General features: G+C 72.5%; 13 protein-coding genes. 10 read left to right on the top strand and 3 right to left on the bottom strand.

Features of this window, described 5'->3' with window-relative positions; translation table 11 throughout:
* The first annotated feature begins 168 nt into the window (after positions 1-168).
* Together AOM46_RS28060 and AOM46_RS28055 are read left to right on the top strand one after the other, a co-directional pair.
* Entirely contained in the window at positions 169-2418 is a 2250-nt protein-coding gene (locus AOM46_RS28060; protein ID WP_078857257.1) for an MMPL family transporter, read from the top strand.
* 267 nt (positions 2419-2685) lie between these two features.
* Positions 2686-3513: a hypothetical protein gene (locus AOM46_RS28055; RefSeq protein WP_158920725.1), complete on the top strand. Its 828-nt coding sequence runs from the start codon at positions 2686-2688 to the stop codon at positions 3511-3513.
* A 15-nt stretch (positions 3514-3528) separates the two neighbouring features.
* On the opposite strand, the gene AOM46_RS28050 is transcribed toward AOM46_RS28055, so the two are convergent.
* The 3 genes from AOM46_RS28050 to AOM46_RS28040 all read right to left on the bottom strand — a co-directional run bounded on the left by AOM46_RS28050 (position 3529) and on the right by AOM46_RS28040 (position 8034).
* The gene (locus AOM46_RS28050; RefSeq protein WP_062216518.1) at positions 3529-4470 is read right to left on the bottom strand and encodes a ribose-phosphate pyrophosphokinase; all 942 of its coding nucleotides are present in this window, start codon (positions 4468-4470) and stop codon (positions 3529-3531) included.
* 71 nt (positions 4471-4541) lie between these two features.
* Positions 4542-6161, bottom strand: coding sequence for a penicillin-binding transpeptidase domain-containing protein (locus AOM46_RS28045; RefSeq protein WP_062216516.1), 1620 nt, complete (start codon positions 6159-6161; stop codon positions 4542-4544).
* Positions 6162-6300: 139 nt separating this feature from the next.
* Positions 6301-8034 (bottom strand): dolichyl-phosphate-mannose--protein mannosyltransferase, encoded by a 1734-nt coding sequence (locus AOM46_RS28040; RefSeq protein ID WP_370592774.1) that lies wholly within the window; start codon positions 8032-8034, stop codon positions 6301-6303.
* Between the two features lie 59 nt (positions 8035-8093).
* On the opposite strand from AOM46_RS28040, the gene rsmI reads away from it, so the two are divergent.
* The 8 genes from rsmI to AOM46_RS28000 all read left to right on the top strand — a co-directional run bounded on the left by rsmI (position 8094) and on the right by AOM46_RS28000 (position 16798).
* On the top strand, positions 8094-8996 hold the full coding sequence (gene rsmI / locus AOM46_RS28035) for a 16S rRNA (cytidine(1402)-2'-O)-methyltransferase (protein ID WP_078857256.1): 903 nt from the start codon (positions 8094-8096) through the stop codon (positions 8994-8996).
* 44 nt (positions 8997-9040) lie between these two features.
* A complete protein-coding gene (locus AOM46_RS28030) occupies positions 9041-9307 on the top strand; it encodes a hypothetical protein (protein ID WP_062216512.1) in 267 nt (88 codons plus the stop codon).
* 10 nt (positions 9308-9317) lie between these two features.
* Positions 9318-10169 carry a TatD family hydrolase gene (locus tag AOM46_RS28025; RefSeq protein WP_062216510.1) on the top strand — a complete coding sequence of 284 codons (852 nt, stop codon included), beginning with the start codon at positions 9318-9320 and terminating at the stop codon, positions 10167-10169.
* Complete coding sequence (rsmA, locus tag AOM46_RS28020) at positions 10166-11029, top strand: 16S rRNA (adenine(1518)-N(6)/adenine(1519)-N(6))-dimethyltransferase RsmA (protein ID WP_062216508.1); 864 nt, start codon at positions 10166-10168, stop codon at positions 11027-11029. The genes AOM46_RS28025 and rsmA overlap by 4 nt, the downstream gene beginning before the upstream one ends.
* Before the next feature lie 124 nt (positions 11030-11153).
* The gene (locus AOM46_RS28015; RefSeq protein ID WP_062216506.1) at positions 11154-12068 is read left to right on the top strand and encodes a 4-(cytidine 5'-diphospho)-2-C-methyl-D-erythritol kinase; all 915 of its coding nucleotides are present in this window, start codon (positions 11154-11156) and stop codon (positions 12066-12068) included.
* Positions 12061-13941 carry an ABC-F family ATP-binding cassette domain-containing protein gene (locus tag AOM46_RS28010; protein ID WP_062216504.1) on the top strand — a complete coding sequence of 627 codons (1881 nt, stop codon included), beginning with the start codon at positions 12061-12063 and terminating at the stop codon, positions 13939-13941. The genes AOM46_RS28015 and AOM46_RS28010 overlap by 8 nt, the downstream gene beginning before the upstream one ends.
* Before the next feature lie 182 nt (positions 13942-14123).
* Entirely contained in the window at positions 14124-16022 is a 1899-nt protein-coding gene (locus AOM46_RS28005; protein ID WP_062216502.1) for a hypothetical protein, read from the top strand.
* 101 nt (positions 16023-16123) lie between these two features.
* On the top strand, positions 16124-16798 hold the full coding sequence (locus tag AOM46_RS28000; RefSeq protein WP_062216500.1) for a response regulator transcription factor: 675 nt from the start codon (positions 16124-16126) through the stop codon (positions 16796-16798).
* Positions 16799-16882 lie beyond the last annotated feature (84 nt).

Raw genomic sequence — 16882 nt, 5'->3', positions numbered from 1 at the left:
ATGCTTCGGGTCACGGAAAGCAGCGGCAAGTCACAAAGCGGCACGAAAAGTGATTCGTATCACAAGCGCTTGGTGGACTCATCCCCAACGGCCTGTGCCGCGTCTCGTGACATGAGCTGACTCATCTGCTAATTCGATTCACGACACCCGGACAGGAGAACCTGCCCCGTGGCCACGTTCTTGTACAAACTCGGACGCCTGAGCTTCCGACGCCGCTGGTGGGTGGCGTTGGTGTGGCTGGCGCTCCTCGTCGGCGTCGGCGGCGCCGCCGCGACGGCCGGTACGCCCCCCACCGACGAGTTCGCCCTGCCTGGGACCGAGTCCCAGGACGCCTTCGACCTCATGGAGGAGGAGTTCCCCCAGGCCGGCGCCGACAATCTTGAATCCCAGGTCGTCTTCCAGGCCCCCGAGGGGGAGCGGCTGGACACCCCGACCCATCAGGAGACCATCGGCGACGTCCGCGAGATGCTCGTGGGCTCCGACCTGGTCGTGAGCGTCACCGACCCCTTCGAGACGTCGTCCGTCAGCGAGGACGCCTCCACCGCCTACCTCACCGTGTCCTACGACGCGGCGTGGGGCGACATCACCCATGAGATGCGCCAGCAGCTGATCGACGCCATGGAGGCCGGCCGTGACGCCGGGCTCGCCGTCGAGGCCAGCGGCGAGGTCGCCATGGAGGAGATGGAGATGGGCGGTGGTGAGGTCATCGGCATCGTGGTCGCGGCCATCGTGCTGGTCATCACCTTCGGTTCGCTGGTCGCCGCCGGTCTGCCGCTGCTGACCGCGCTGGTCGGCGTCATGATCGCGATGATCGGGATCACGGCGCTGAGCAGCACCCTCGGCCTCTCCGAGACCACCGGCATCCTGGCGATGATGATCGGCCTCGCGGTCGGCATCGACTACGCCCTCTTCATCGCGTCCCGCTACCGCGCCGAGCTGGTCGAGGGGCACGACCGCGAGGAGGCCGCCGGCCGGGCCGTCGGCACCGCCGGTTCCGCCGTGGTGTTCGCCGGTCTCACGGTGGTCATCGCGCTGGCCGGTCTCGCCATCGTCAATGTGCCGATCCTCACCAAGATGGGTCTCGCGGCGGCCGCCGCCGTGGTCATCGCGGTGTTCGTCGCCCTGACCCTGGTGCCCGCCGCGCTCGGCATGGTCGGCAAGCGGATCTTCGGCCGCAAGCTGCGCGCGCAGAACCCGGAGACCGGCGTTCCGCTCTCGCTGAACAAGCCGGGCAAGGACAACGGCGGCACCCGCTGGGCCAAGGCCGTGCTGAAGCGGCCCGCCCTGGTGCTGGCGGCCTCCGTGGTGGGCCTCGGCGTGCTGGCCATTCCGGTGGCGAGCATCGAGCAGGGTCTGCCGGACAACGGCACCCAGCCCGAGGACACCACCCTGCGGAAGTCCTACGACATGCTGAGCGAGGGCTTCGGCCCGGGCTTCAACGGTCCGCTGATGCTGGTCATCGACGCGACCGGCGGGGCCGACGTGGAGCAGGTCGCCGCCGATGTGACCGACCGCCTCGGGGGCCTGGACGGCGTGGTCGCCACCGCGCCGCCGAACGTCAACCCCGACGGCACCGTCGCCACGGTGCTGGCCTTCCCGTCCACCGGTCCCTCGGACCACGCGACCTCGGAACTGGTGGAGCACATCAGGGAGGACGTCGCCGCGCAGGTCGAGGCGGACACCGGGGCGAAGGTGCTGGTCTCCGGCGTCACGGCGGCCGAGATCGACTTCTCCAACGTCATGTCGGACGCGCTGGTGCCCTATCTGACCCTGGTGGTCGGCCTCGCGTTCGTTCTGCTGGTGCTGGTCTTCCGCTCCATCCTGGTGCCGCTGAAGGCCGCGCTCGGCTTCCTGCTGTCGGTGCTCGCGGCGCTGGGCGCCGTGGTCGCGGTCTTCCAGTGGGGCTGGGCGGCGGAGCTGATCGGCGTGCACGAGACCGGGCCGATCATGAGCCTGATGCCGATCTTCATGGTCGGTGTGATCTTCGGTCTGGCGATGGACTACGAGGTCTTCCTGGTCACGCGGATGCGCGAGGCGCATGTGCATGGCGAGGACGCCCGCCAGTCGATCGTCACCGGCTTCAACCTGAACGCGCGGGTGGTCACCGCCGCCGCGGTCATCATGATCAGCGTGTTCGCCGGCTTCGCGATCACCAGCGCCGAGGCCATGGTCAAGATGATGGGCTTCGGTCTGGCCACCGCCGTGCTGCTGGACGCCTTCGTGGTCCGGATGACACTGGTGCCCGCGGTCATGGGCCTGATCGGCGCCCGCGCCTGGTGGCTGCCGAAGTGGCTGGACCGCATCCTGCCCAACGTGGATGTCGAGGGCGAGTCCCTTGAGCGCTATCTGGAGGCCAATGGCAAGGGTCGTGACGCCGTGACGCGGCATCAGGAGCAGGAGCCCGCCAGGGTCAGCTGAGTGGAAAACGGCCCACGGGCCGTCGTACGACCCGGCTTTCGAGCCGCGACCGGGTGTCTTTCACGGACGAGGCCCGGCGTCGGGACCCACGGGGGTTCGGCGCCGGGCCTCGTCCTCTCGGACGGGCCAACTCGGCCGCCCACGCCCCCAGGTGACGATCCGTATCCCCTTCGTGCCGATCCGAGGGGGATTCTTTCGTCCCCACCGATTTGCGACTAGGATGCGACGCCTTGCCAAAGTAGCCATATCGACAAGTCGGGAGGCCAGGTGCGACGCACATCAGGGGCGCGACGTGGGCCGTTGACACTGCTGGCGACCACTCTGCTCGCGGTGGTGGCGCTCACGCTGCCGGCCGCGCCGGGCGCGGCGGCCGAGCCACGCGCCACGGGCGAGGCGACCGACGCCACCTGTGAACCACGCGTGGCGGCCGACACCCGGCAGGGGGCCGACCAACTGCTCTCGCTGATCGGCGGGTTGCGGGCCAAGGGCCACGACGACGCGGAGATCGACCAGCGGCTCGCCTCGTTCGCCTGCCTCAGCCGGGTCGACCGGCCGGGCGGGGCGGGCGCGACCACCGAGATCCCGCCGGCGGACCAGGTGAACGTGACCGCGCCCGCCGTCTACAGCATCGGCCAGGTCAACGGGAAGGAACGCTGGGTGGCGTTCGCCGAGTGGAACTGGAACAGCGTGCCCGGCCAGCCGATGACCGGCAACCAGGCCGTGGCCACCTGGTTCGACACGGAGGTCAGCCCCGTTCTCCAGGTGGTGCACTACGCCGGCAACACCTCGGCGTTCCCCAATGTCAGCCGCGAGGACGCGACGGATGTGAACGGGTGGGGCGTCGGCTTTCTGATCTGGCCGGAGAAGTCCGGCGGCGACATGAATGTCGCGACGGGCAGCCTGGCGATGGTCTTCGAGGGCCAGGGAGCGTGCACGAACCTCACGGCGCGCAGTGCCTTCGCGCACACCTGGAACAACACCGGCATCAACGGGCTGACGGTGGGCGCGGGCGGCGTCGGCTACGACTGGACCGACCAGATCGACCGCGCCCTGACGGTGAGCCAGCCGACGACGGTCTCCGGGATCTGCCCCTGATCCGCGACGGGGACGCTACTGGTCGAAGAGGGCGCTGACCGACTCGCCGTTGTGGATCCGGCGCATGGCCTCGGCCAGCGCCGGGGCGATGGAGAGCACCCGCAGCTTCTCGGTGCGCTCCTCGGCCGGTATCGGCACCGTGTTGGTGCAGACGATCTCCAGCACGTCGGGCTCCGCGCTCAACCGGCCGAGGGCGCCCTGCGAGAACAGCCCGTGGGTGCACGCCACCCTGATGCTGCGGGCGTTCAACTCCCGCAGCTTGCCCAGCAGTTCCACCACGGTGCTGCCCTTGGCGATCTCGTCGTCCAGCACGATCACATCCCGCCCGGCGACCTCGCCGATCACCGAGCTGATGGTGACCCGGTCGTCGCTGAACCGCTGCTTGGCGCCGGCGGCCACCGGAACGCCCAGCAGCCTGGCGAACGCGGCGGCCTCCTTGGCGTTGCCGAGGTCGGGCGAGACCACCACCGCGTTGCTCAGATCCTGGCCCCTGAAGTGCGCCGCCAACTCCCGCAGCGCATGCAGATGGTCGACCGGCACGGCAAAGAAACCATGCACCTGGGGCGAGTGCAGCGTCAGCGCCAACACCCGGCTGGCGCCCGCCGTCACCATCAGATCGGCGATCAGCCGGCCGCCGATGGAGATCCGGGGCGCGTCCTTCTTGTCCGAGCGCGCGTAGGCGTAGTGCGGCAGCACCACGGTGGTCCTGGCCGCCGAGGCGCCCCTGGCCGCGTCCAGCATCAGCAGCAGTTCGACCAGGTTCTCCTGGACCGGCCTGACCAGCGGCTGGATCAGGAAGACATCGCGCTCCCGACAGTTCGCGGCGAGCTGGACCTGGAGACAGTCGTTGGCGAAACGATCCACCTTGCTGGGCAGGAGCGGCACACCCAGATGCGCGCAGACCTCCCGGGCCAACTCCGGATGGGCGCTGCCGCTGAAGACCGCGATCTCGCGCATGACTCCCTCTCTGGTCCCACGCCCGCCCGGGCACGGGACCAGAGTACGAGCCGGCCTCGGCGGACGCGGACTCAGGGGGCAGCTCGCAGCACGGCGGCCACCACGGGGCCGGCGAACTCGCCGCCGTGTCCGGAGTCAGGAACGACGGCCGCCACCGCGAGATCGTCGCGGTAGCCGGTGAACCAGGCGTTGGGCTTCTCCTGCCCGTCCACCTCGGCCGAGCCGGTCTTGGCGCCGATGTCGCCGCCGACACCCGACATCGCCTCGGCGGCCGTACCGGCCGTCGCGGTGTGCCGCATCAGCCCACGCAACTGCTCCGCCGCCGGCAACGGACCCTGTGTGGTGGCCAGTTGACGCTCGGCGTAGTCGGTGGGCACCAGATAGGGCTGGAGGAACGAGCCGTTCTTCACCGTCGCGGAGACCGAGGCCATGGTCAGCGGGTTCATCCGGACCGCGCCCTGCCCGATCAGCTGCGCGGCCATCTGCGCCTGGGATTCCGGCGGCACCTGCCCGTCCATCGAGGTGGCGCCCACCTGCCAGTCCAGGCCCAGACCGAAGTACTCCCTGGCATGGTCCCCGAGGTCCTCGTCCGCCAACTCGGGGGCCTGGCTGATGAAGGCGGTGTTGCAGGACGCCGCGAAACTGTCCGTGAAGGTGCCGTTCTCGATCTCGAACTCGTTGAGGTTCTGGAACTCCCAACCGCCGTGCTCGAAGTACTGCGGGCAGGGGTGCGCCGCGCCGGGATCGGCCAGTCCGCGTTCCAGCAGCAGCGAGGCGGTGACGATCTTGAACGTGGAGCCGGGGGCGTAGCTGCCCTCAAGCGCTATGTCGGGGCCGTCGGCCCGCGCGTTGGCCACCGCCAGGATCTCCCCGGTGCTGGGCCGCAGCGCCACGACGGAGCCGCGCTCCGTCTCGGCGACCGCGGCCTCGGCGGCCTGCTGGATCGTCCGGTCCAGGGTGGTGGGCACCGTGCCGGCGACCGGCTCCGCCAGCTCCAACAGCGTCTCCACCGGCTCGTCCTCGGCGTCCGTGATCAGCACCGCGCTGCCCGGGCTGCCGCCCGACGCCTCCGCGTAACGCTCCCGCAGCTCCTCGATCAGCGGCACCAGCCCGGGGAACTCGGCGGCGGTCAGCTCCTGGCCGTCGTTGGCCAGCACCTCGACGGGCGGGGAATCGCCGAGCGGGCCGATCCGCAGCGTCTGCCCCTCGGCCAGATCCGGATGCAGCACGGCCGGCGTCCAGTCGACCACCGGATCGCCGTCCTCCTCCCTGACCACGGTCAACTCGCCCGCGTAGGCGAAGTCGTGGCTCTCCTCCTCGTGCGTGATCTCGGCCGCCACACCGAACGACACCGTGGTGTCGACCGGATCGGCGGCGGAGGTGCGCAGGCCCGTCACCGCCTCGTTCTCCGTCAGCGCGGCCAGGCCGGCCCTGGCCGCGTCCGGCTCGTCCGTCAACCGGGCGGCCGTCACCGCGTCCCCGGCGGCCCAGGCGTCCAGGAACGCGCCGGCCGTCGCCGTCACCTCGGCGGCGCTCAGCGGCTCCTGCTCCGGCCCGCCCTCACCCTCGGCGACCGAACCGGAACCGCCCTTGTCGTCCTCGTCGTTGAACACGTACGCGCCGAAGCCGACCACCCCGGCCATCGCCGCGCACGCCCCCACCACTACCGCGATCCGCTGCTTCCGATCCATTGGCCCCTGCCCCCTCGTCTCGCCACGACCCCCCGCGTCGCCGCCCCACAACGGCCCGCCGGCACCCTGGAGTCGCGCATCCACCCCCGCGCCTCGCAGCCTACCGGCTACCCGCCGTAGCCCCGACCGCCCCGGTCGGCTATATCCAGCTCGGCAGCCACATCCGTGCCCGCCAGCCGTCGCGGGGGATCTCGGTGCCGGTGTAGAGGGGGTAGAAGTAGATGAAGTTCCAGATGATCAGCAGCACCAGGACGCCGACCGTGACGATGCCGATCACCCGGCGGCGTTCGGAGCAGCCCGGGGGGCCGAGCAGCGCGCCGACCAGGAGGGCGACGGCCAGGCAGAGGAACGGCACCAGCACCACGGCGTAGAAGTAGAAGATGGTGCGTTCCTGGTAGAGGAACCACGGCAGATAGCAGGCGGCCACCGCGCAGAGGATCGCGCCGGCCCGCCAGTCGCGGCGGAAGAGCCAGCGCCAGATCGCGTAGGCCAGCGCCAGGCACGCCGTCCACCACAGCAACGGGGTGCCCAGCGCGAGCACTTCGCGGACGCACCCGCTGGCGTAGCCGCAGCCGCCGGCGTCCGGGTCGCTGGCCTTGTACGGCTCGCCCGCGTCGGCGGAGACGTAGTAGTAGGTGACCGGCCGGGCGACGACCAGCCAGCCGAAGGGGTTGGACTCGTAGGGGTGGCTGGAGGTCAGCGCCACATGGAAGTCGTAGACCTGGAATGTGTAGTGCCACAGGCTGCGCAGCGGCCCCGGCACCCAGGACCAGGAGCTTTCGGCGCCGGCCCCCTGGTGCCAGTTCCGGTAGTAGCCGCCCGAGGTGGCGAACCAGCCCACCCAGGACGCGAGATAGACGGCCAGCGCCACCGGCACCAGCGACAGGAAGGCGGGCGCCGCGTCCCGCCGCAGCATCGCGCGGTGCGCGGCCCTGGCGCCCGCGGCGCGGCGGGCGCCCGCGTCCCACAGCACGGTCAGCACGCCGAAGGCGGCCAGCACATAGAGGCCGTTCCACTTGGTGGCGCAGGCCAACCCCAGGCAGACGCCGGCCGCCAGCCGCCAGGGGCGCAGACCGAGGCCGAGCCGTCCGCCGACGGTCGCGTCGGAGCGCAGCAGCCCGTCGGATCCTGTGGGCAGCGCGGCGGCCAGCCGCGCCCTGGCCGCGTCCCGGTCGATCAGCAGACAGCCGAAGGCGGCCAACAGCCAGAACATCAGCACCAGATCGAGCAGCGCGGTGCGGCTCATCACGAAGTGCAGCCCGTCGACCGCGAGCAGCAGCCCGGCGAGGCAGCCCAGGGCCGTGGAACGGAACAGCCGCCGGCCGATGCGGCACAGCATCAGCACGGAGAGGGTGCCGAGCACCGCCACCATGAAGCGCCAGCCGAACGGGGTCAGGCCGAACAGCCACTCGCCGGCCGCGATCACCCACTTCCCCGCCGGCGGGTGCACCACATAGGACGCCGAGTCGCCCAACGGGATGGTGCCGTCGATGATCTGCTCGTTGGCCTTCTCCGGCCAGTCCGTCTCGTAGCCGCGCTTGAGCAGCGACCAGGCGTCCTTGGCGTAGTACGTCTCGTCGAATATGACGGCGTGCGGCCGGCCCAGGTTGACGAATCGCAGCACCCCGGCCAGCAGGGTGACCAGCAGGGGGCCGCCCCAGCCGGTGGCCCTGGCCAGCCGGGTGGCGGCGGGGGCCGAGAAGCCGAAGTACTGCCAGAGCCGGGCGCCCGGCTCCGGATAGCTGGGCACCAGCCGTTCCCGCAGGTCCTGGGCGCGGGACGGCAGATAGCCGAAGCGGCGCAGCCGCGCGGTCCAGCCGTCGGGCCGCTGCGGGTGGTCCAGGGGAGCGTCGGTCAGGGTCTGGCTGCTCATCACCGCCATCTTGGCATCCGGTGGCCGGAAACCCCCGTCGGATGGGTGAGGATGGGGTGATGACCGGTACGGCTGAGGACAACGCGGACGACAGGGCGGAACGTATCGCCGAGGACGCGGGGGCGGGCGTTCTCGTGCTCGCGGGGACCCCGATCGGCTCGTTGGCGGACGCACCGCCCCGGCTCGCCGAGGAGTTGGCCTCGGCTGACGTGGTGGCCGCCGAGGACACCCGCCGGCTGCGCCGACTGGCGCAGGGCCTCGATGTCACGGTGCGCGGCCGGGTGGTGTCCTACTTCGAGGGCAACGAGGCGGCCCGCACCCCCGAGCTGGTCGACGAACTGGCCGACGGCGCCCGGGTGTTGCTGGTCACGGACGCCGGGATGCCGTCCGTTTCCGATCCGGGCTACCGGCTGGTGGCCGCCGCCGTGGCGCGCGGGGTGCGGGTGACGGCGGTGCCGGGGCCGTCGGCGGTGCTGACGGCGCTGGCGCTCTCCGGGCTGCCGGTCGACCGGTTCTGTTTCGAGGGCTTTCTGCCGCGCAAGGCGGGGGAGCGCGCGGCGCGGCTGCGGGAGGTCGCCGACGAGCGGCGCACCCTGGTCTTCTTCGAGGCGCCGCACCGGCTGGCGGCGACGCTCTCGGCGATGGCCGAGGCGCTCGGCGATGAGCGTCCGGCGGCCGTCTGCCGCGAGCTGACCAAGACCTATGAGGAGATCAGGCGCGGCCCCCTCGCCGAGCTGGCGCGCTGGGCCGAGCCGGGGGTCAGGGGCGAGATCACGGTGGTGGTGGGCGGCGCCGAGCGGGCGGCGCCGGTGGCGGACGCGGCCGAGCTGGCGCGCCGGGTGGCGGCCAGGGAGGAGGCGGGGCAGCGCCGCAAGGAGGCCATCGCCGAGGTGGCGCGGGAGGCCGAGCTGCCCAAGCGGACGGTTTTCGACGCGGTGGTGGCGGCCAAGCCCCGGGGTTAGCGTGGAGGGGAGCCCGTCTTCCCACGAGCGTCCTGGGGGCCGGCATGGCCGAGAGCGAGCGCGCGACCACCCGTGAGTCCTATGCCTTCGCCTGTCTGAGCTGCGGCTACAGCTGGGAGCAGCGCTTCGAGGTGGAGCTGCGCACCGGCCCGGAGGGCGAACGTCTGGTCCGCTATCTGGTCGGGGGACGGCCGGTGCCGTCCCCGTTGACGCATCCGTCCTGCCCCAACTGCGGCGGCCACCGGGTGCGGGTGCTGCCCGCGGGCACCGTGGACGCCGTGCGGCGCGGGCCGGGGTCCGGCGCGCCGTAGGATCGGGGCCATGCCCAAGTCCGCCAAGGCGAAGGCCGAGCAGACCGTGCCGCCGCCGCTTCCCGAGCCACTGACCGTGCCGGTCGCCGACGCGCACACCCATCTGGACATGCAGGAGGGGACGGTCGAGGAGGCGCTGGAGAAGGCCGCGGCGGTCGGGGTCACCCGGCTCGTCCAGATCGGCTGCGATGTGGCCAGGGCACGCTGGGCGGTCAAGATCGCCGCCGAGCATCCGGAGTCGATCTGGGCCGCCGTCGCGCTGCACCCCAACGAGGCGCCCAGGATCGAGGCCGACGGCGGTCCTGCCGCGCTCGAAGCGGCGCTGGCCGAGATCGCCGAGCTGGCCGCGCTGCCGCAGGTCCGCGCCATCGGCGAGACCGGCCTCGACTACTACCGCACGGGAGACGAGGGCGTCGCGGCGCAGCAGCGCTCGTTCCGGAGCCATCTGGCGTTGGCCAAGGAACTGGACAAGGCGCTGGTGATCCACGACCGGGAGGCGCACGCCGATGTGCTGCGCATCCTCAAGGAGGACGGCGCCCCCCGGCGCACCGTCTTCCACTGCTACTCGGGCGATGCCGAGATGGCCGCGGTCTGCGCGGCCGAGGGGTACTTCATGTCCTTCGCCGGCAATGTCACCTTCGCCAGCGCCGGGCCGCTGCGCGCCGCCCTGGCGGCCGCGCCGCCCGAGCTGCTGCTGGTGGAGACGGACGCCCCGTTCCTCACCCCGGCGCCGTTCCGTGGCCGTCCCAACGCGCCCTATCTGATCCCGGTCACGCTGCGCGCGATGGCCGAGGTCAAGGGCCTGGACGAGGCCGATCTCGCCCGGCATCTCGCGGCCAACACCGAACGGGCCTTCGGGTGAGCGCCGAGGCCGAGGCGCTGCTCGGCCCGTCCGACGTACGGGAGCTGGCCGCCGCGCTGGGGGTGCGCCCCAGCAAGCAGCGCGGCCAGAACTTCGTGATCGACGCCAACACGGTGCGGCGGATCGTGCGCGCCGCCGGGGTGGGCGAGCGGGACACCGTCCTTGAGGTCGGGCCCGGGCTCGGCTCGCTGACGCTGGCGCTGCTGGCCGGCGCCGACCGGGTGGTCGCGGTCGAGATCGACGACACCCTCGCCGGCGCGCTGCCCGCCACCGTCGCCGCCCGCCTCCCGGCGCGCGCCGACCGCTTCGCGCTGGTGCACGACGACGCGCTCCGGATCACCGAGCTGCCGGGCCCGCCGCCCGACGCGCTGGTCGCCAACCTGCCCTACAACGTGGCCGTTCCGGTGCTGCTGCATCTGCTGGCCACCTTCCCCAGCCTGCGACGCGGCCTGGTGATGGTGCAGTCCGAGGTCGCCGACCGGCTGACCGCGCCGCCCGGATCCCGGGTGTACGGCGTGCCGTCGGTCAAGACCGCCTGGTACGCCGAGGCCAGACGGGCCGGGGCGATCGGGCGGACGGTGTTCTGGCCGGCGCCCAACGTGGACTCGGGCCTGGTCGCCTTCACCCGCCGCGAGCCACCGGCCACCGCCGCCGACCGCGCCGAGGTGTTCGCCGTGGTGGACGCGGCCTTCGCGCAGCGCCGCAAGACGCTGCGCGCCGCGCTCGCCGGCTGGGCCGGCTCGCCGGCGGCGGCCGAGGCGGCGTGCCGGGCGGCCGGCGTGCCGCCCACGGCGCGCGGCGAGGCGCTGACGGTCGCCGACTTCGCCCGGCTCGCCGAACACCGGCCGCCGCGCGCCTGATCCGGTTGCCCGCCCGCCGGGCCCGACCGTACGTTTGTCCGCCCGTCCGATCGGCGCGAGCCGTCGACCGGACCGCAGCAGTCGACCAGACCGTACGAGAGCCATCCACGAGGGACTGCCGAACATGACCGCAGCATCCATCACCGTCCGCGTTCCGGCCAAGGTCAATGTGCAGTTGGCCGTCGGTCCGCCGCGTGCCGACGGCTTCCACGATCTGGCCAACGTCTTTCTCGCGGTGGCCCTCTACGACGAGGTCACCGCCACCGAGGCCGGGGAGTTGAGCGTCGGCTGCACGGGTCCCGGCAGCGAGCTGGTGCCCACGGACGAGCAGAACCTCGCGGTGCGCGCCGCCCTGCTGCTGGCCCGGCACCACGGCCGGGATCCGGCGGTGCGGCTCGACATCGTCAAGGACATCCCGGTGGCCGGCGGCATGGCCGGCGGCAGCGCGGACGCGGCCGGCGCCCTGCTGGCCTGCGACCGGCTCTGGGGCACCCGCACCCCGCGCGACGAACTCCTCGCTATCTGCGCCGAGTTGGGCTCGGACGTGCCGTTCAGCCTGGTCGGCGGGGTGGCCCTGGGCCTGGGCAGGGGCGAGCGGCTGACCGAGCTGCCGGTCCAGGGCACCTTCCACTGGGTGTTCGCGCTGGCCGACGGCGGCCTGTCGACGCCGGCGGTCTACCGGGAGTGCGACCGGCTGCGCGCCGACGCCCGGGTGCTGCCGCCGCTGCCCGATCCGGAGCTGCTGAAGGCGCTGGCCAACGGCGACCCGTACGCGCTGGCGCCCGTGTTGGCCAACGATCTGCAGCCGGCGGCGCTCTCGTTGCGCCCGGCGCTGGCCGAGACGCTGCGGGCGGGGCGGGCCGCGGGCGCGCTGGCCGGGCTGGTCTCCGGCTCGGGCCCGAGCTGCGCCTTCCTGGCCGCCGACGCGGACGCGGCCGCCGCCGTCGCCGACGCCCTGGCGGGCTCGGCGCACTGCCGCACCGCCCGCGCGACGACAGGCCCGGTGCCGGGGGCGACTACCATCGACTCCCATGCCTGAACCGTCCGGAACCACCAGGTCGGCATCGCCGTCCTCCGCTGGCCGAAACCTGGTCAACGCCGAGTCCATCAGCAAGGTCTACGGCACCCGCGCCCTGCTCGACGGGGTCTCGCTCGGCGTCAACGAGGGCGACCGGATCGGGGTGGTGGGCCGCAACGGCGACGGCAAGACGACGCTGGTGCGGGTCCTCGCGCGGCAGGAGCCGCCGGACGACGGCCGGGTCACCCACGCCGGCGGGCTCCGGCTCGGGGTCCTCACCCAGCACGATTCGCTCGATCCGGCGGCCACCGTCCGCCAGGAGGTCATCGGCGAGCTGGCCGACCACGAGTGGGCCGGCGAACCCCGGGTGCGGGACGTTCTCACCGGGCTCTTCGGCGGCCTCGACCTGCCGGGGTTCGCCGACGGACTCGACACGGTGATCGGTCCGCTCTCCGGCGGCGAGCGGCGGCGGATCGCGCTGGCCAGGCTGCTGATCGCCGAGCAGGACCTGATCGTGCTCGACGAGCCGACCAACCACCTGGACGTGGAGGGCATCGCCTGGCTCGCCGGCCATCTGCGGGCCCGCAGGTCGGCGCTGGTGGTGGTCACCCACGACCGCTGGTTCCTGGACCAGGTCTGCACCCGGATGTGGGATGTGCAGCGCGGCACGGTCTTCGGCTACGAGGGCGGCTACAGCGACTATGTCTTCGCCCGCGCCGAGCGGGAGCGGATCGCGGCCACCGAGGAGACCAAGCGGCAGAACCTGGTGCGCAAGGAGCTGGCCTGGCTGCGGCGCGGCGCCCCGGCCCGCACCAGCAAGCCCAGGTTCCGGATCGAGGCGGCCAACGAGCTGATCGAGGACGTGCCGCCGCCCAGGGACAGCGCCGAGCTGATGGGCTTCGCCAGCGCCCGACTCGGCAGGACGGTCTTCGATCTGGAGGATGTCACCGTCCGGGTCGGCGCCACGGCCGACGGCGGCGGGCGCACCCTGTTGGAGCGGCTGACCTGGCAGTTGGGGCCCGGCGACCGGATCGGCCTGGTCGGGGTGAACGGCGCGGGCAAGACGTCCCTGCTCCGCGCGCTCGCCGAGACGGCCCGCGATGAGGACTCCCCGCTGCTGACCGCCGGCCGGATCACCGTCGGCAAGACCGTTCGGCTCGCCTATCTCTCCCAGGAGGTCGGCGAACTCGACCCGGGCCTGCGGGTGTTGCAGGCCGTGGAGAGCGTGCGCTCCCGGGTCGACCTCGGCAAGGGGCGGGAGATGACCGCCTCCCAGCTCTGCGAGCGGTTCGGCTTCGGCAAGGAGCGCCAGTGGACGCCGGTCGGCGACATCTCCGGCGGTGAACGCCGACGCCTGCAGATCCTGCGGCTGTTGATGGACGAGCCCAACGTCCTCTTCCTGGACGAGCCGACCAACGATCTGGACATCGAGACCCTGACGCAGCTGGAGGACCTGCTCGACGGCTGGCCGGGGTCGCTCGTGGTGATCAGCCACGACCGTTTCTTCCTGGAGCGCACCACGGACCGGGTGTTCGCGCTGCTCGGCGACCGCACGCTGCGGATGCTGCCGCGCGGCGTCGACGAGTACCTGGAACGCCGGGCGGCGCGGCGGGAGTCGGCGACGGCGACCAACGCGACCACCACGGCGGCGGCGCCGGAGGCGACCGCCGAGGCCAAGCCGGCGCGGCTCTCCCGCGCCGCCCAGAAGGAGTTCCAGAAGATCGAGCGCCAACTCGACAAGCTGAGCGAGCGGGAGCGCGCCCTGCACGGCGAGATGGCCGAACACGCCACGGACTTCGCCCGGATCGCCGAACTCGACGCGCGGCTGCGGGAGCTGGCGCGGGAGCGCGACGATCTGGAGACCCGCTGGCTGGAACTGGCCGAGGAGTCCTGACGTCGACGTCCGCCCGGGGCCCTTTGGTTGCGGGCCGGTCACGGCTGTCGCCGGTACGCAACCGTTTCCGGCACTGTCGGAGTCCGGTGATAGAAAGAGGAACTGCGCGCGCCGACCGATAACGCGCGTATCTCGGGCAGCTGGCCCGAACCGTCTCTTAGCAGTCCGGCCCAGGGGGAACGATGTCCACGCCACCGCCACCGCACCAGCCTCCCGGCGGCCAGCCGGGTTCGCCGGATGAGGAGCCGCAGCACGGGACTCCGGCGGCCGGCGGCTTCGGCCCGCCGACGCCCGGCAGCCCGCCGCTCTCGCCCACGCCCGCGATGGGCACGCCGGGCGGGCCGTTCGGCGCCGACCCCGGCACGCCGCCCTCGTCGCCCGCGGTGCCGCCCCAGGGGCAGCCGGGTCAGCCGGGCTACGGCTATCCGCCGGCCCCGCCGGCCGGTTACGGCTATCCGCAGACGCCGCCCCCGAGCGGCTACGGCTTCCCGCAGGGTCAGGCGCAGGGCCAGACGCAGGGCGGGGTGCCCGCACAACAGCCCACCCTCGGCGGCGGGTTCAACGCGGCCACCCCGCCCGGCCCGTACGGCGGCCCGCAGGCCACGTTCGGCGGCGCGGGCGGCTTCGGGGGCCCGGGGGCGCCCCCGCCCGCCCCCGGTGGGGGCGGCGGCTTCGGCCGGGGTCGGGTGCTGCTCGTGGTGGGCGTGGTGCTGGCGGTGCTGCTGGGCGGCGGGGGCGTCTTCTGGGCGCTGTCGGGCGACGACAAGAACACCAACGCGGAGAACCGCGACGCCGGCGGCGACGAGCCGCCGCCCGAGGAGGAGGAGACCGGCGGCCCGGACGGGGAGGACGACGGGGGCGGCGGGGGCGGCGGTTCGCTGCCGAGCGAGCCCATCTCGGCCTCGCTGGCCTGGGAGGTCCCGCCGATCGAGGTCGACGCCGACGACATCCTGATCCGTTCCAAGGGCACCTGGTTCATCGAGGACGCCTTTGTCCGGGTCCTGGGCGACAAGTTGATCTCCTATGACATCGCCACCGGCCAGGAGAACTGGTCGCTGTCCTTCCAGCTGTCCGGCGGCGACTGCAACGCCTCGGCCAATGTGGACGACAACCGCATCGCGATCCTCCAGGGCCGGGACTGCGAGGTGATCTCGGTCGTCGACATCTCCGTCGGCGAGGAGGTCGCCACCATCCCGATCAACAACTCGATCACCCCGGACAAGTACGACCACCCGGCCATCCTCGGCGACACGGTCGCGGTGAGCTGGGGCATCGGCGGCGGCGGTTACCGGATCTCCACCGGCGAGCAGCTCTGGGTCTCCGACGGCGACTGCGCGGAGACCGCCTACATGGTGGTCGAGAGCCAGTTCGTCTCGCTGCAGGAGTGCGGTTGGCTCGGCGAGGAGGGCGGCACCCTCCGGGCCACCGACGAGGCGGGCAACCCCAACTGGGAGTGGGACTTCGCGGAGTTGGACGGCGAGCCGATGGAGGTCCGCTCCGTTCTCTCCCTCGACCCGCTGACCGTGGTGGTGAAGACGGGCGAGGCGTTCGGCGACGGCGCCGAGGAGATCGTGGTGATCAACGAGAACCACACCGAGATCGAGCATGTCCTGGACTACGACACCGACCGCTTTGTCGCGCCCTGCGAGAACCAGATGTTCACCTCCTGCCCCCTGGGCGTGGTGTCGGACGGCTATCTCTACCTGGGCACCAACGCGGGCCGGGACGACGGCGGGTTGGCCGCCTTCAACCTCACCACCGGCTCCCCCGAGTACGAGGTGGGCGCGATCAACGGCGGCGTGATACGCCCGTTCGCCGTCGAGGACGGGAAGATCCTGGCCTACCAGCCGGCCGACTACGAGCTGGAGGGCATGGTGTCGGTGCTCGACCCGGCGACGGAGGAGCTGAGCCCCCTGATGGCGCTCGACCGGAACGCCCGGGAGAAGGAGTACTCCATGATGGGCGGCGGTATGTTCCCGCACGACAACGTGCCCATGTGGAAGGACAACACCCTGCTCCTGGTGGACCAGGTGACCTATGAGAGCGAGGAGTCGCCGCCCTCGCTGCTCGCCTATCGGTGATCCCCCCGGGCGGTGGCCGGGGTTCGGTTCGACCGCCCCGGCCCCGTCCCCGTGATGTCCCGGCGCTGGTCCTGGTGGTCTCCGAGTGGGGGAGGACGACGATGACGCTCAGGGTCGTGGTGGTCGACGACCGGCGGTTGGTCGCCGAGGCGTTGGCCTCGGCGCTGCGGGTGCGGGGGCATCGGGTGCTCGGCGCCGCCGCGCCGACCGGGCGGGCCGTCGAGCTGGTGGTGGGCAAGCAGCCGGAGGTCTGCCTCTTCGGCTGTGTGACGCCCGAGGCGCCCGGCGCGCTCGCCCCGGTGGCCCGCGTCCACCACGAGTTCCCGCGCTGTGCCGTGGTGGTGCTCGGCCCGGTGCCGAGGCCGGTCGGGGTCGCGGCGGCCTTCGCCGCCGGGGCCCGTGGCTATGTCCGCCATGACGAGCGGATCGAGGGCGTGGAGCGGGCGATGGCCAGGGCCAGGGCCGGGGAGGCGGCGGTCGCCCCGCAGCTGCTGCGGGAGGCGTTCGCCGAGCTGCTGCACCCGCGTGACGGCGCGCACGCCGAGGGCGCCAGGCTGGCCGGCCTGCTCACCGAGCGGGAGGCCGATGTGCTGGCCCGGATCGTCGAGGGCGAGGACACCCGGCGGATAGCCACCGGCCTCGGCGTGGCGCCCAGCACCGCCCGCACCCATGTCCAGCGGCTGTTGACCAAGCTGGGCACGGCGTCCCGGCTGGAGGCCGCCGCCCTCGCCGTCCGCACGGGCCTGCTGGAGCATCTGGGCCGGCGCCCCGTCTGACGCCGCCCCGCCCACCCCCATCCTCTCCACCTCCGGGCCGCGCATTGACGCGCGGGTGTTCTTCCCTGCATCCTTATGTTTGAT

This window comes from Streptomyces sp. NBRC 109706 (assembly GCF_000974485.1).
GTDB lineage: Bacteria > Actinomycetota > Actinomycetes > Streptomycetales > Streptomycetaceae > Streptomyces.
This window is presented reverse-complemented; position numbering and strand designations above follow the sequence as displayed.